Origin of the sequence: Zwartia hollandica, assembly GCF_019923725.1 — a bacterium.
Taxonomy (GTDB): domain Bacteria; phylum Pseudomonadota; class Gammaproteobacteria; order Burkholderiales; family Burkholderiaceae_B; genus Zwartia; species Zwartia hollandica.
On record NZ_JAHXRI010000004.1, the window covers coordinates 139,834 to 153,125 of the forward strand.

Consider the following 13,292-nt stretch of genomic DNA (forward strand, 5'->3'; position numbering starts at 1 on the left):
GAATGCGCCAGTCATCACGACGTGATTTCATAAAAGGCTCTGCTGCATCTGTTGCTGCGGTCGCTAGCACGCAGGCCTTAGGTCAACCCACAACTCAAGCATGCACAAGCACTGCTGATTTTCAGGCAGCAGCGGCGAAGCAGCTTCAGGCGACGACCTCTGGGTGGAACGATGGCCTAGCTCATCCCATTCCGTACAAAAACGCTCCGGGTCAGGGCAAAGACAGGGCAATTGTTCTGGGTGGCGGTTCAGAGTACATGAGTTCCTTTTTAGTCGGGTATTTCCATGCCATGCTAAGCAACGGTGTCGATCTACGTTTGGCGGATATTGTGGTGGGAACATCAGCGGGTGCAGTGTTGGGTAGTGCTTTACTGGGCGGTCGCCTTGATCTTTTTTCTGCAGAGTTTAATCTTTTGGCTTCCTATCCAAAGATCATGGCTAAGTTAGTGCCAACAAAGTCCTTCTCGCCTAGCCAAGAGCGTGTGATGAAGATGGGTATTGAAGCTAAAGACGGAAGCCCATCCACCATTCAGGCAATTGGACATGCGGCCATGGCGGCCAAGTCTATTTCTTCAGAAAAGTTTGAAACGAATATCAAAGTTTTTTTGGGTGATATGAAACATATGCCTAAAAAAATGTACATCACAACGATCGATTGCTATACCGCTGAGCGTTTAGTTATTGCACCTGACTCAGGTGTTTCCGTCATTACAGCATGCTCAGCCAGCGCGTCCGCGCCAGGTGTGACTGGTCCGACTTGGGTGAAAGATCGCGTCTGCATGGATGGCAGCATCGGTTCAACCGAAACACATTGCGATATCGTGGCAGGCTCAAAGAGGGCACTGGTGGTTGCCTTAGCCGATACGATTGAGCAGGAAAAAGAAGGGCTTCGTTTAAATCGGTTGCCTAATACGATTTTGCAGGAAGTTAAAGATCTCGAGGCAGCTGGCACCAAGACAAAGCTCGTCGTTGTTGGAATGCTACCCGGCAGAAAAACACTCAGTGTTGTCGACCCAGAAATCATGGAGCCTGCAATCAAATACGGGTATGAGCGCGGAATGCAAGATTTACCCGAGATGAAGCGGTTTTGGATGTCGGCGTAAAGTCATTTTTTCTAGCGTAGATGCCCGCTGGAGCTATTTGTATGTAGTTTGATTTGCGTCAATTGTGCTTTGTGTGGAACCAATAGAATGGGTTCTACCTAGCACTTCCGGCTTTAGTCAGAAATGCGCCGTAGTCAATTAGTGACGGAGCTCAACATGACAGACGGATACAAACTGCTCGATACGCCGAATTACAAGCAAAGCCGGCGACAATTCATGATGTATTCGGTCAGTAGCATTGCCTTGTCTTATTCTGGCGTGACTGTGGCGGAAGCAACCAAGCAGGTAACCACATATCCAATCTCGGATGAAGTGTTGACCTCGGTCGATCGAATGCTGTCATTTTTAATGCCAGAGAAGCTCAAGAAATCTGACGTCGAAAAAGGGCTTATTCCCACTGAACTCCATCATGTAGATCAATATCGCCACTATGGTTACGGTGACTATACCTACGGCCCAGGTTTGCCGATTGAGCGCCGCTTTGATTTGATGCCTGCCGGCTATAAGGCGCAAGATGTCAATCAACTCAGTCGCCTAAGTTCATTCTTTACCTTGAGCGACATTCATTTAACCGATAAGCAGGCGGGTAATCAGCTTATTGCTATTCAGCAGCTAGATGCTGAATTTGGCGCGCCGATGACCTCCATCTACTCACCCACCATGCTCACCACTACCCAGGTGCTGGATGCTGCGATTCAAACAGTGAACGCCTTGCATGCCGTGGCATCTTTTGATTTTGGTCTCTCACTGGGCGATACCTGTAACTCAACGCAATATAACGAGACACGTTGGTACTTAGATATTTTTGATGGAAAAGTCATTCATCCCAACACAAGTGACGATGCTTCTCAAGATGGAGTCTCCTATCAACGGCCTTTTAAAGCAGCAGGCCTATCGCCTGATATTGCGTGGTACCAGGTAAACGGCAATCACGATCTATTTATGATTGGAAGCGTCGCTGTCGATGCGGATCCAACGTTAAAGCTACGAGAGTCTTACCTCAGTAATCAGATTTGGGCGATAGGCAATGTGCTTCAGCCCATCAAGGGATTTCCATACTTTCCATGCTTGTTTGATACGACTAAGGCCTTAAAGTCGCCTGCTATTTATATGGGTACCATTAATGGTGCCTCTGAGGTAGGTGAGATTGTTGGGGCTGGGCTGGTCAGTGGCTTTAACACGCCACCCATGAATTCACCTAATTCAAATCGTCGCTCTCTAACTAAAAAAGAATGGATTGCTGAATTTTTTAATACAAGTTCGTTGCCCAAGGGGCACGGGTATCACTTGGTGGATCCTCAATACGCCCAAGAGGAGCCGGACTTTTCTTGTTATAGCTTCTTGCCGAAGGCGGACGTACCCTTGCGAGTGATCGTGTTGGATAACGTACAAGACCCCAGGGATCAGAGTCATGATATTCATGGCCATGGCTATTTGAGTGCCACGCGCGTTAAGTGACTACGTAACGAGCTGAAGCAAGCCAAGCAGCGTAATGAACTCATCATCATTGCCTCGCATGTTCCGCTTGCCGTCGCACCAATCGGTAGTGAAATGGAATGGTGGGAATCTGCTCGCGATCCGAATGCAATATTACATAATGCAACAACCCTATCAGACTTAATTGAGGACATTCAAGAAAATGGTAATGTGATCTGTCTGCTCGCTGGTCACCGTCACGTCAACACGATTAAGGCATTTAAGGCCCCGCCTGAGGCGCCACCCGAGTATGGGTTTTGGCAAATTGAAACGAGCTCTCTGCATGATTTTCCACAACAGTTTCGCACGCTACAGGTTTACTTAAATAGCGACTACACAGTCTCAATCGTTACTGTCAATGTCGATCCTGCAGTCAGAGAGGGCACCCCCGCTGACAGCGCAAGACGCATGGCTATTGCTGCGCAGCAGATTATTCAGAATGATATGCGACCCAATACACCTAATTTGGAGCGAGCCTTTGGGGCCATTCCCGTCTCATCAATGGATCCCACTCGACCACAGAACAACTCAGTCGATGAATCAATTCGGTATGGCGAGGTAGCTGGCATACCTTATTGCGCTTCGTACAACGCTGAACTGTTCAAGCCGCTTAGTCCGAACATGGTTCAGATATTAAAAAAGAGATTTGCTTAATGAGACGAGGTCTTGGCTTTAACGTTGTAAGAACGCCGTTTGCGACGCGGACTAAGTTGACGATACGGTTGGCTGAGTTGCTCTTTCTTTTAGTTGGAATATCTGCTGGTGGAGGCCTATGGGCAGGGGCTCCATCTGATCCGTTAACTGCAGGACAAAGTCTGGGCATTTACATGGGAATGAAATTGTTGCTCAACCCGATAGGATTCCTTCAGCTGTTAACTATATTAGGTTGAACGTGATGGAGGATGAGAATTTAATCGTAACGCCTGCTCAAATAGAAGCGCTGTTTAAGAATCCTAAACTGACAAATGAAAATTTGGATGGGTCGGTTGGTGTTGAGGCGAGCTTTCTTGCACTTTATAAGGACCTAGTGTCGTTACCTAGTGCGCAGTAATGAATATTTATTACCTATGCACGAAAAAGAGTCGAGTGAATTTATCTTGGGCGGAGGTGACCCTGGCATACCAGATGCGCTGTTTGGGGTGAAGAAAAATTATTTAGAATCTTCTTTTGCTGAGGTGTATCGGCGCTACGGTACGATCGAACGCTATTTCTCAGAGGGATTAAAAATCAATTCCAAACAGCAACAACAACTGCAAGACCTGTACTTAGTCGTCCTAAGCCATCAATAAGGTGCTGGAGCACATTGGTCTGAGGGCAAGGTGGACGGATTATGTCGCGCTTCGGCTATCACTCAGGTAGGATGTAAACTCTTAAAAACCTGCGGAGATACGCATGAAACGGTTGAAATTACTGGTGTGTTGTGTCGCCTTAGCCTTGGCGGGTTGTGCTGACGTTGCGAACTATCAAGCCAACCTGCAAACCTGGGTTGGACGCAGCGAGCAAACGCTAGAAGCCACCTGGCGAGCTCCGACGTCTATCACGCAGAATGGGAATGTTCGAATGGTTTAATCACCCACGCGCAGTTCGAAGGCAATGAGTGCGTTGCATACTAACAATCCTGCTTACTCAGGTACGACCCGGTAGTGCAAGCCGTTCTGGCCGTAGAGTGGGCGTACACGATAGCCTGCACACTGATAGAAGTTAATGTTGTTGCGCGGCGCCAATACACAGCCTGCGGGCAATGTCGGATAGATTGAGCCAATAGGTGGAACTGAGCTGTACTCCACGACGGGTGCCGGTGGTGCGTAGGGTGGAGCCGCAACGACTGCGCCACCGACCGCACCGGCTACCACTGCTGGGGCGACCCAACCAGGACCGGCCCAGCCAGGACCGCGCCAGCCAGGGCCGCCGCAGCGCCAGCCGCATCCCCAGCCTGGATGATAGAAGCCACCACCACCCCAGTAGCGTCCATGCCAATAGGCTTGAGCTTCGTTAGGCATTGTCGTGAGACCTGCGAGCGCCAGCAAAATAAATGCGAATAGCTTTTTCATGTTTTTTCTCCTTGGCGACTAATTTAGGGGCGCATCAATACGCGCGAAGTCGACTTTGATGGCATCCTTCACTTTCTCGAGGCTGAACCGCTTTGGATCGACCGAGTGATTGACTTTCCAATCCCTAAATTCGAGTGTGACGCGAGGGCGATTAGGCTCTTTGGTGTAGATCATCGTCATCATGTAGGGCAGCTTATCTTGCGAGCCAATCCAGAATTGGCCTTCGACACCGCTACCGGCTAGGACGACAACATCGGTTTCGACGCCACCAACTAGTTTCGATTTTTCGACAATGAAGGCAGCGCGCAGATCACCTGTGATGTTGGCGTAGGGGTCAGACAGCAGGATCATGCCGCCGGGGAAATAAATGCCGGCCTTTTCAAAAATGAACTGCGCCATGGCATCAATGTCGCTCGGCGCCTTGCTGAATGCGACAAGATCTGAATCTGGTGTGATGACCGCAACGGATTTCCCGTCATAGATCAACTCGCTAGGATTACCTTGGCCAGTGCGGACAGCTGTTAATTTGTTTGGGCGCTGCAAGGTAAATTCAGAATTCGAGGTGTAGATCACCGCGATGCCATCAATGGATGGTGCTTCTGACTGAACGCGTACCTGAAACTGAAGTGTTTTTGCGCCCGCCAGTTTTGCACTCATGCCCTTGACGATATCCAGAGCACCTTGCTCAATCGCTGGAATTTGCTTGGGTGGAGCCTTCAATGCAGGTGCTGCCTGTTGCGCCATGGTCGAACCCATGCCAAAACTCGTCGCGAGTATGAGCGCTACGCCAGCCAGTCTCATCGATTTCATAGCCTTCATCGGTGTCTCCTTAAAGAGTCCTTCTTGCTTGCGTGATTATCCACGTAAGAAGTAGGGTTGAATGTAGCACCGGTTCAAGGTCTGGCCGTTGGGCTTTACCCTTGGTTGAACAAATAATGGTGTTGTATTTCGATTTAAAAGTTATTCAGGTAACTCAATCCCGCAATAAGCATAGCCGCCATCTACCCGCAAGACAGTTCCCGTCATGTAGCTCGATGCCGTCGAAGCAAGCAAGAGTAGAGGACCTGCCAATTCGGATGGCTCTGCAGCACGCCCCATGGGAATGGCGGCACGCCAATTCTTACCGTTTGGTCCATTTAGTATTCCTTCAACCATCGGTGTATTCATCCAGCCAGGTGCTAAGCAATTTACGCGGATTTGATATTGGACCAACTCCATCGCCATGTTACGTGTCAGGTGCTCCACCGCAGCTTTAGAGCTTGCATAGGGCACGCGCTTGAGTTGTGCGCGCAATCCGAGCGAAGATGAAATGTTGATAATTCTGCCCTTGATATGCTGCGCAACCATATATTGAGAGATGTGGGTGGCGGCCATCCAGCTCCCTTTTAAGTTCACATCAAAGACGCGATCCCAATCTTCTGCCGTCTGATCGAATAACGCTGCATCCGAACCCAACACGCCCGCACAGTTAACCAAGACATCAATTCTTTTGAAATGATTGTTTGTCTGCTCAATCAGAAAAAGAATATCCTGCTCGTTGGTCACGTCGCATTGTTGAATGCGCACTCTCTCGCCCGAAGGATCGGTTGCCTGTAAGAGCAATCGCAGGCTCGCTTCATCCGTATCCGCAAGAACCAGATACGCGCCAGCATCGAATAATATTTTGACGAGTTCTCGGCCTAATCCCCCTGCGGCACCTGTCACGACGGCGACCTGATTTTCCAGGGAAAATTGTTTTATCCAGTTCATCGAGGTTGGCCTTTTAGGGTTCGTGGATGCGGTTGACGCCCCGATTATTCCTGCAATCGCCGCTTTAGTATGCGACAACCTGGGAACGATTTCTTTAGGGCAGGGCGGAGAGGCATAAGAATGCGCCAAATACGCTTACTCGCGCGGCAGTAGTCGTTCGACCGCGATACACACGGGTGTCAGATCAGGGATGATGAAACGCGTGAAGTGATCCAAGGCAGGGCGCATAGCTTGCACGTTAGCTGGTGCTGCCGGGACGGAGGGTAACATCGCCATTGCCTCGGTCTCTGCTGCGCGGCAGGCCGACGTGCTTGCTGCCAGCATAGCGGAGGGTGTGTATAAAGGCGCCAAACCGCTCGGAAAGTAATCGATTAATGCGGGCCAGCGTGCAAGTTCTAAATAAAGGCTCGGAATAATCCCCCCTTGTGCGCCGTCGTGCCGCAGTGCGAGCGCTTTGATGGCTTGTGCACGCTCCGGATCCAGAGAGTCGATGCGAGGTATGGGAGGCAAGGGCGCGGCAGCCTTTGGTGGTTCCGCAGAGACAAACACAGGCGTGGCACCTACAGCACCATCCAGCTTCAGTCTCAGCGCTGTGAGTGCGATCAGGTTGGTGCAGTTACCGCGCACATAGTTAGCAATCAAGTCGCGAAAATCATTCAGATCGGCGTCACTCAGACCCATGGCACGCCAAGCATCGATTGTTAGCGGATTGAGAGTAGGCAAGGCAATGTTTGCCATCACGCGTTGACGGGCAGCAATCATTTGTTCGGAAGCCACTAGCGGCCGCACAGCATCCCAGGCCCAGTCAAGCACGCCAGGAAGTGCGGCGAAGTGCCGCCAGATCAGATTGACGAGCGATAAGCCGGAGGTCAGTCGGATATCGGCGTAGATCGCAGCGATTTCAGGAGGGGCGTTAAGAGGGTGGATTTCTGGGAGGTTGTTCATTTTGGGGCTTTAGTGAGATAAATCGTTCAGAGACGGATTTGACTAAGCGTACGCTTTTGCGTACTATACAGGAAAAAGAGGTGAACTTATGAACACAATAACCGCAAGCGAAGCAAGAGCAGGCCTTTATCGTTTGATTGATCAGACGGCGGAGTCACATAAGCCAGTCATCATTTCTGGTAAGCGGACAAATGCTGTTTTAGTTTCTGAGGAAGATTGGAGCGCGATCCAAGAAACGTTGTATCTGTTAGCCATTCCTGGGATGCGAGAGTCGATTAAAGAAGCGATGGCTGAGCCTCTTGCAAAAAGTAAAAGGACGCTCAAATGGTAGTTTGGGAGTTGGTTTATTCCAAATATGCCATTAAGGACGCAAAAAAACTCTCTGGGGCAGGGCTTAAAGCCAAAGCGCAGGCTTTGCTAGATATTTTAGAAGTTGATCCACTACAAAATCCTCCGCCCTTTGAAAAGTTGGTGGGAGACCTGAATGGTGCATATTCACGTCGAATTAATATTCAACATCGCTTGGTATATGAAGTTTTTCGCAAAGAAAAGATAGTGCGTGTTTTGCGAATGTGGTCTCACTACGAATAAAGTGGCTCTCGCGAGCTATCCGCGCAGTGTAGAATTTTAAGACCTTTGATCCCTGTAGCCCAGATTTATATGATGAAACGCCATTCCTCTCGCATGGATGCGGTTGACGCACCGATCATTCCCGCAATCGCCGCCTTGGTGCGCGACAACCCGGGAACGATTTCTTTAGGGCAGGGCGTTGTGAATTACGGCCCACCAGCCGAGGCCATTGCTGCGCTACCCAGTGCCATGGGGGATATTAATCTCAACAAATACCAGTCAGTCTTTGGAATGCCGAGTTTGATTGAGGGGCTACAAACGAAACTCGCCACAGAAAATGACATCGTTGTCGGGTCTGATTCCATTGTGATGGCGACGGCAGGCAGCAACATGGCCTTCCTGAACTGTGTCATGGCCGTAGGCGACCCAGGCGATGAATTTATTTTGCCGATGCCGTTTTATTTCAATCAAGAAATGGCGATTCGAATGGTGGGCTGTGTGCCGGTCCCTGTGCCGACGAATGCAGACTGGAGTTTGAACGTAGAGGCGTTAGCTGCGGCGATCACACCGCGCACCCGTGCAATTATCACGGTATCGCCTAACAACCCCACCGGTGCGGTCTATTCGCAAGAATCGCTCACTGCGGTCAATGCACTGTGTGCAGCGAAAGGTATCTATCACTTTAGCGATGAAGCCTACGAATACTTTACGTATGAAGGCGTCAAGCATTTTTCACCCGCATCGCTTCCTGGCGCGCAGAAGCACACGCTGTCGTTCTTTTCAATGTCCAAGAACTACGGTATGGCCAGTTGGCGGTTAGGTTACGTTGTCTTTCCTGCCGACTTGTTCGATGCAATGAATAAAGTGCAGGATACAAACTTAATCTGCGCACCGATTCCATCCCAAATCTTGGCAGCCGAGGTCTTAAAGTTTGGTCGCGCCTGGGTGCAGCCCAAAGTGGACGCGTTGTCGAGCGTACGTAAAGACGTCTACGGCCTCTTAAGTGGCCTCGGTGAGCTGGCACAGTTTCCGCAAACGCAAGGCGCGTTTTATGTATTGATGAAACTGCCTGGTTTACCGAAGGGACAAGACCCGCTAGCTTTTAATCGTGCGATGGCAGAAAAGCACAAGGTTGTTTCCATACCCGGTTTCGCGTTTGGTTTGACGGATACGAGCGCAGCGAACTACCAGCGTTTGTCCTACGGTGCGTTGCAACCCGCCACTGTTACCCAAGGCGTTGAGCGCTATGTTCAAGCTGTGAAAGACTGGTACAAAAATTAACTCTTTTAGAAAGGTCTTGTCCTCATGACGCCTTTAAGCGCTTCGGTTCTACCCTCGGGCGTGCGGTCGCGCTTTATACCGAACGTCAATGGCATCACGTTTCATGTGCTTGAAGCCGGCTTTGAGACGCCAGAGCGTCCTTTGGTGCTGTTACTGCACGGGTTTCCAGAGCTTGCTTATAGTTGGCGTAAAGTCATGCAGCCGCTTGCGCAAGCAGGCTATCACGTGATCGCACCAGATGTGCGAGGCTATGGTCGCAGCGGTGGGACCGAGATCAAGTATGGCGACGATATGCGTCCCTTTGGGTCGCTGAATAAAATCAACGATATGCTCGCCTTAGTCGCGGCACTCGGTTACAAGACTGTTGCAGGCGTGTTTGGTCATGATCAAGGCTCGCCTCTTGCAGGGTGGTGTGCGCTGACCCGACCCGATATCTTTCGCTCGGTCATTCTTATGAGCTCGCCTTTTCGTGGTGCGCCAGATCCGTGGCCGTTCGATACGATCAATAAGCCGGCTGCACCCGCCACCCCGAATCCGATCAATGAAGATTTGGCCAAACTTTCGCCGCCACGCAAGTATTACCAGGTGTACTACGCCACAGAACCTGCTAACGAAAACATGTGGCACGCCAAGCAAGGGCTGCATAGTTTTTTGCGTGCCTACTATCACGTCAAAAGTGCGGATTGGCTTGAAAATAAGCCTTTCCCGTTGAAGGCGTTGATCGCAAGCGAATGGGAAAAGCTGCCTCGGTACTACGTAATGGATTTAAATCTGGGGATGGCTGAGTCCGTAGCTCCTGATATGCCCTCGGAGGCTGCGATCGCCGCCTGTAAGTGGCTACCGGACGCTGAACTGAAGGTCTACAGCGAAGAGTACGGTCGCAATGGCTTTCAGGGCGGCTTGCAAGGCTATCGAGTTGGGCGGCTTGACCGAGAGTTGCGAATCTTCGCTGGTCGCACAATCGATGTGCCGTGTATTTTCATCGGCGGCAAAAGCGACTGGGGTGTGTATCAGACACCTGGTGGTCTTGAGTCGGTACAAAAAACCTTGACCACCCAAATGCAAGGCACCCATCTGATCGAGGGTGCCGGGCATTGGGTGCAACAAGAACAGCCAGAGAAAGTCAGTGCGTTGTTTATTGACTTTCTCAGGCGTAACGTCTCTACATCTGGTTCGGTAACCAGGTGACGATTTCTGGGAAGATCATCAGGAATATGGTGAAGAGGATGATGATAATCGCGTAGGGTAGAGCACCCCACATGACGTCCTCAATACCACCTTTGTCTGGTCGAATGCCATGCACGACAAACAGGTTCATACCGACTGGGGGTGTGATCAAGCCTAGTTCGCACATCAGAATCACAAAGATGCCAAACCAGATGGGATCAATGCCTAGTGCAACAGCGATCGGGTAGGTCACGGGAATCGTTGCCACCATCATCGACAGCACATCCATGAACATACCCAAGAGCAGATAGAACAAGATCAATCCGAGTATCAGTGCCGTCGGAGACAGTCCCAGACCGGTTACCCACTTTGTCATGACTTCAGCGACACCCGTCAGGCTGATAGTCAGATTCAAAATAAACGCGGCGGCAATAATCAGGAGAATCATTCCCGACACACGAGCGGTCGAGATAAAACAGCCTCGTAAGAGTGCCCAATTTAAGCGGCCTGACTTCAACACAAACAAAACAACAGTAGTGACACCTAAGGCGGCACTCTCAGTCGCTGTCGCAATACCAAAATATAGACTTCCCATCACAACACCAAAAACAATCATCGGTGGAATGAGATGCACAGATGCTTTTAACTTGTACTCGAGCGAGACTTTCTCCTCCCGCATGGCATTACCGCTAAGCAGACTAGTAATCGCGATGTACAGCATGAAAGAGCCGGTTAGTAATAACCCAGGAATGATGCCGGCAATGAACAGTTTGCCGATCGAGTTGCTCGTCAACGAGCCGTAGATAATCATGTTGACGCTAGGTGGGATAAGAATCCCCAGAGTCCCACCTGCCGCGATAGAGCCCAGCGACGGTCGAATCGGATAGCCGCGCTTCATCAGTGAGGGCAAAGCAACTGTCGAAATCGTTGCAGCCGTCGCCACCGACGACCCGGAGGTTGCAGCAAACAACGCGCAACTACCGATGTTTGTGTGTAGTAACCCACCAGGCAGTCGACCAAACCAAGCAGAAAGTGCTAGGTACATTCTGTCTGCAATACCGGACCGAAGCAAAAGCTCCCCAAGCAAAATGAACATTGGAATGGAGGTCAGCAGATTCTCGTTTTGAACACCCCAAAGAACGGGCGCGATCGAGTTCATAAACGGTAGACCATAGACGGCCACGCCACCGACGATACCGACTAGGGCCATTGAGACAGCAATGGGGACGCCAGCGATCATCATGAAAACCATGATCAAAAACGCAATAATGATAATCGTTGGGCTCATGATTTGTTTGTCAACTCGGAAATGTTGGATCTTTGTGCAAGGTCATCAAGCTCTTCTTTTATTTCTTCCTTGGCACTTTTCGGCTGGAACTCTTCATTGAGCTCGCTCAGTTGTCCCTTCGCTAAGAGAAGGGTGGCGCGGATCGCCCAGACGGTTGTGACACAGGCGAATATGACTAACCCGGCGTACCAGATTGATTGTGGATAAATTAGTGGAGTTGCCCAAGGCGTTTGCGCCGTACTGCTGTAGGCGATGGTGTCTGTTAGCACGTTGATCGTGACATAACATAAGAATATTGCGAATACAGCCATGCTAGTGGCCGCGAACCAATTCATCCATGCCTTCATACGAGGAGAATAGCGCTCGTACAGAACGTCGACACGGATGTGATTTCTGCCAAACACGGCTAGACTGAAAGCGAGCGTTGAACCAACGGCTAACGCATAGCCTCCAAGTTCATCAGCACCTTGTAAGGAGACGTTAAAAACTTTTCGGACAATTGTCTCAATGGTGATAACAATCACCAAGAGTCCAAAAATCCCGCCAAACAAGATACTTAAGATACTTTCTAGCCGTGTTTTCATGCTGCTACCTTATTTCACGCCAAGGATTGGACCAACGGCCTTCTTCCAATCTGCTGAGCAGGTTGGATTGGTCTTGTCGCATACTGGTGCCCAAGCAGGGAACGACAGTCTGTCCACCACACTACCAACAAGCTTGATGTCAGCTGGGGATACGGGCGATGTGATCACTTTAAACTTTTTACCTGTTGTGCAGGGATCCTTGCCTTCGTTACAACGCAACGCGTCTTGATATAGCTCTTCGGAGTATTTCCAAATATCATTGGTCAACTCTGTAAACGCTGCTTGCAGTTTGACTTGCTGGTCCGGTTTCAGACGGGTCCATGTTTTGAGTGAAATGGCATACCCGTTAAAGCCCATTTGGAAACCGAGCGGTAACTGATGGGTGACAATTTCAGTCCATGAAGCCGAGTTTGCTGAGCTTGGGCCGGTGACGGCACAATCGACAACACCCAACGACAGTGCCTGATGCACATCGCTAAAGCCCATTGGTACAGGTGTGGCACCCAGTGACTCTAGGAACTTAGCCATGATTTGGTCGGTTACTCGGACTTTCATCCCTTTTACGTCAGAAAGCTGAGTGATTGGTTTTTTACAGAACAACATTTGGGGGCCAAAAGGCCAGTGGCCGAGCAGCTTGATGCCGAATTGCTTTTGCAGGCGTGCATCGAGCACAGGAGACCAAGCGTCAGCTGCTTTGCGGCTCGTGGCGTAGTCTGGGCTACCACCAACTAGGTCTAAACCAATCAAGGAGGGCTCATCGCGAGAGTTCTGTGAAAAACGTAGCGAAACCAAGTCAAACAAGCCGGTCTTCATCACACGCAACTGCTCAGTATCTTTGATTCCAAGCGTATCCATGGGCTTGTATTCAACGGTGATGGGCAGACCAGTTTTGGCAGCCAGCTGTTCAAAGAACGGTTGCTCACGGTTCTTTTGAATGTTGCCAGTCGCCAGAGGCTGACCAATCACTTTGATGGTGATGTTTTGAGCATAAGTCGTTGGCATTGCTAGAACCATGCTGCTCAACGCAAGTGGTGCGAGATATCGTTTAATCAAAGACATAAAGAACTCCGGTGAGGGA

Annotated in this window: 16 protein-coding genes; 9 read left to right on the plus strand and 7 right to left on the minus strand. The window is 50.2% G+C overall.

Features of this window, described 5'->3' with window-relative positions; genetic code table 11:
• Positions 1 to 2 precede the first annotated feature (2 nt).
• The 5 genes from KZZ10_RS02680 to KZZ10_RS02700 all read left to right on the plus strand — a co-directional run bounded on the left by KZZ10_RS02680 (position 3) and on the right by KZZ10_RS02700 (position 4,148).
• Positions 3 to 1,103 (plus strand): patatin-like phospholipase family protein, encoded by a 1,101-nt coding sequence (locus tag KZZ10_RS02680; protein ID WP_259659958.1) that lies wholly within the window; start codon positions 3 to 5, stop codon positions 1,101 to 1,103.
• Positions 1,104 to 1,259: 156 nt separating this feature from the next.
• Positions 1,260 to 2,561, plus strand: coding sequence for a TIGR03768 family metallophosphoesterase (locus KZZ10_RS02685; protein ID WP_259659959.1), 1,302 nt, complete (start codon positions 1,260 to 1,262; stop codon positions 2,559 to 2,561).
• Positions 2,562 to 2,654: 93 nt separating this feature from the next.
• Positions 2,655 to 3,233, plus strand: coding sequence for a metallophosphoesterase family protein (locus KZZ10_RS02690; RefSeq protein WP_259659960.1), 579 nt, complete (start codon positions 2,655 to 2,657; stop codon positions 3,231 to 3,233).
• A 386-nt stretch (positions 3,234 to 3,619) separates the two neighbouring features.
• Positions 3,620 to 3,868, plus strand: coding sequence for a tyrosine-protein phosphatase (locus tag KZZ10_RS02695; protein WP_259659961.1), 249 nt, complete (start codon positions 3,620 to 3,622; stop codon positions 3,866 to 3,868).
• A 103-nt stretch (positions 3,869 to 3,971) separates the two neighbouring features.
• Positions 3,972 to 4,148 carry a hypothetical protein gene (locus tag KZZ10_RS02700; RefSeq protein WP_259659962.1) on the plus strand — a complete coding sequence of 59 codons (177 nt, stop codon included), beginning with the start codon at positions 3,972 to 3,974 and terminating at the stop codon, positions 4,146 to 4,148.
• A gap of 53 nt (positions 4,149 to 4,201) precedes the next feature.
• Here the strand turns inward: KZZ10_RS02700 and KZZ10_RS02705 are convergent, their stop codons facing one another.
• The 4 genes from KZZ10_RS02705 to KZZ10_RS02720 all read right to left on the minus strand — a co-directional run bounded on the left by KZZ10_RS02705 (position 4,202) and on the right by KZZ10_RS02720 (position 7,324).
• A complete protein-coding gene (locus KZZ10_RS02705; RefSeq protein ID WP_259659963.1) occupies positions 4,202 to 4,630 on the minus strand; it encodes a hypothetical protein in 429 nt (142 codons plus the stop codon).
• Between the two features lie 18 nt (positions 4,631 to 4,648).
• Positions 4,649 to 5,449, minus strand: coding sequence for a DUF2092 domain-containing protein (locus KZZ10_RS02710; protein ID WP_259659964.1), 801 nt, complete (start codon positions 5,447 to 5,449; stop codon positions 4,649 to 4,651).
• A 141-nt stretch (positions 5,450 to 5,590) separates the two neighbouring features.
• A complete protein-coding gene (locus KZZ10_RS02715; protein ID WP_259659965.1) occupies positions 5,591 to 6,379 on the minus strand; it encodes an SDR family NAD(P)-dependent oxidoreductase in 789 nt (262 codons plus the stop codon).
• A 135-nt stretch (positions 6,380 to 6,514) separates the two neighbouring features.
• The gene (locus tag KZZ10_RS02720) at positions 6,515 to 7,324 is read right to left on the minus strand and encodes a halocarboxylic acid dehydrogenase DehI family protein (RefSeq protein WP_259659966.1); all 810 of its coding nucleotides are present in this window, start codon (positions 7,322 to 7,324) and stop codon (positions 6,515 to 6,517) included.
• 88 nt (positions 7,325 to 7,412) lie between these two features.
• On the opposite strand from KZZ10_RS02720, the gene KZZ10_RS02725 reads away from it, so the two are divergent.
• The 4 genes from KZZ10_RS02725 to KZZ10_RS02740 all read left to right on the plus strand — a co-directional run bounded on the left by KZZ10_RS02725 (position 7,413) and on the right by KZZ10_RS02740 (position 10,363).
• On the plus strand, positions 7,413 to 7,655 hold the full coding sequence (locus KZZ10_RS02725) for a type II toxin-antitoxin system Phd/YefM family antitoxin (RefSeq protein WP_259659967.1): 243 nt from the start codon (positions 7,413 to 7,415) through the stop codon (positions 7,653 to 7,655).
• Complete coding sequence (locus KZZ10_RS02730) at positions 7,649 to 7,915, plus strand: Txe/YoeB family addiction module toxin (protein WP_259659968.1); 267 nt, start codon at positions 7,649 to 7,651, stop codon at positions 7,913 to 7,915. The genes KZZ10_RS02725 and KZZ10_RS02730 overlap by 7 nt, the downstream gene beginning before the upstream one ends.
• Positions 7,916 to 7,984: 69 nt before the next feature.
• Positions 7,985 to 9,175: an aminotransferase class I/II-fold pyridoxal phosphate-dependent enzyme gene (locus KZZ10_RS02735; protein ID WP_259659969.1), complete on the plus strand. Its 1,191-nt coding sequence runs from the start codon at positions 7,985 to 7,987 to the stop codon at positions 9,173 to 9,175.
• A 24-nt stretch (positions 9,176 to 9,199) separates the two neighbouring features.
• Positions 9,200 to 10,363: an alpha/beta fold hydrolase gene (locus KZZ10_RS02740; protein WP_259659970.1), complete on the plus strand. Its 1,164-nt coding sequence runs from the start codon at positions 9,200 to 9,202 to the stop codon at positions 10,361 to 10,363.
• Here the strand turns inward: KZZ10_RS02740 and KZZ10_RS02745 are convergent.
• Genes KZZ10_RS02745 through KZZ10_RS02755 form a run of 3 tightly spaced genes read right to left on the minus strand, consistent with a single transcriptional unit; the run spans position 10,338 to position 13,273 of the window.
• A complete protein-coding gene (locus KZZ10_RS02745; RefSeq protein WP_259659971.1) occupies positions 10,338 to 11,630 on the minus strand; it encodes a TRAP transporter large permease in 1,293 nt (430 codons plus the stop codon). The two genes, KZZ10_RS02740 and KZZ10_RS02745, sit on opposite strands and share 26 nt — an antisense overlap.
• Entirely contained in the window at positions 11,627 to 12,214 is a 588-nt protein-coding gene (locus KZZ10_RS02750) for a TRAP transporter small permease subunit (RefSeq protein WP_259659972.1), read from the minus strand. The genes KZZ10_RS02745 and KZZ10_RS02750 overlap by 4 nt, the downstream gene beginning before the upstream one ends.
• Positions 12,215 to 12,223: 9 nt before the next feature.
• Positions 12,224 to 13,273, minus strand: coding sequence for a TRAP transporter substrate-binding protein (locus KZZ10_RS02755; protein WP_259659973.1), 1,050 nt, complete (start codon positions 13,271 to 13,273; stop codon positions 12,224 to 12,226).
• Positions 13,274 to 13,292: the final 19 nt, after the last annotated feature.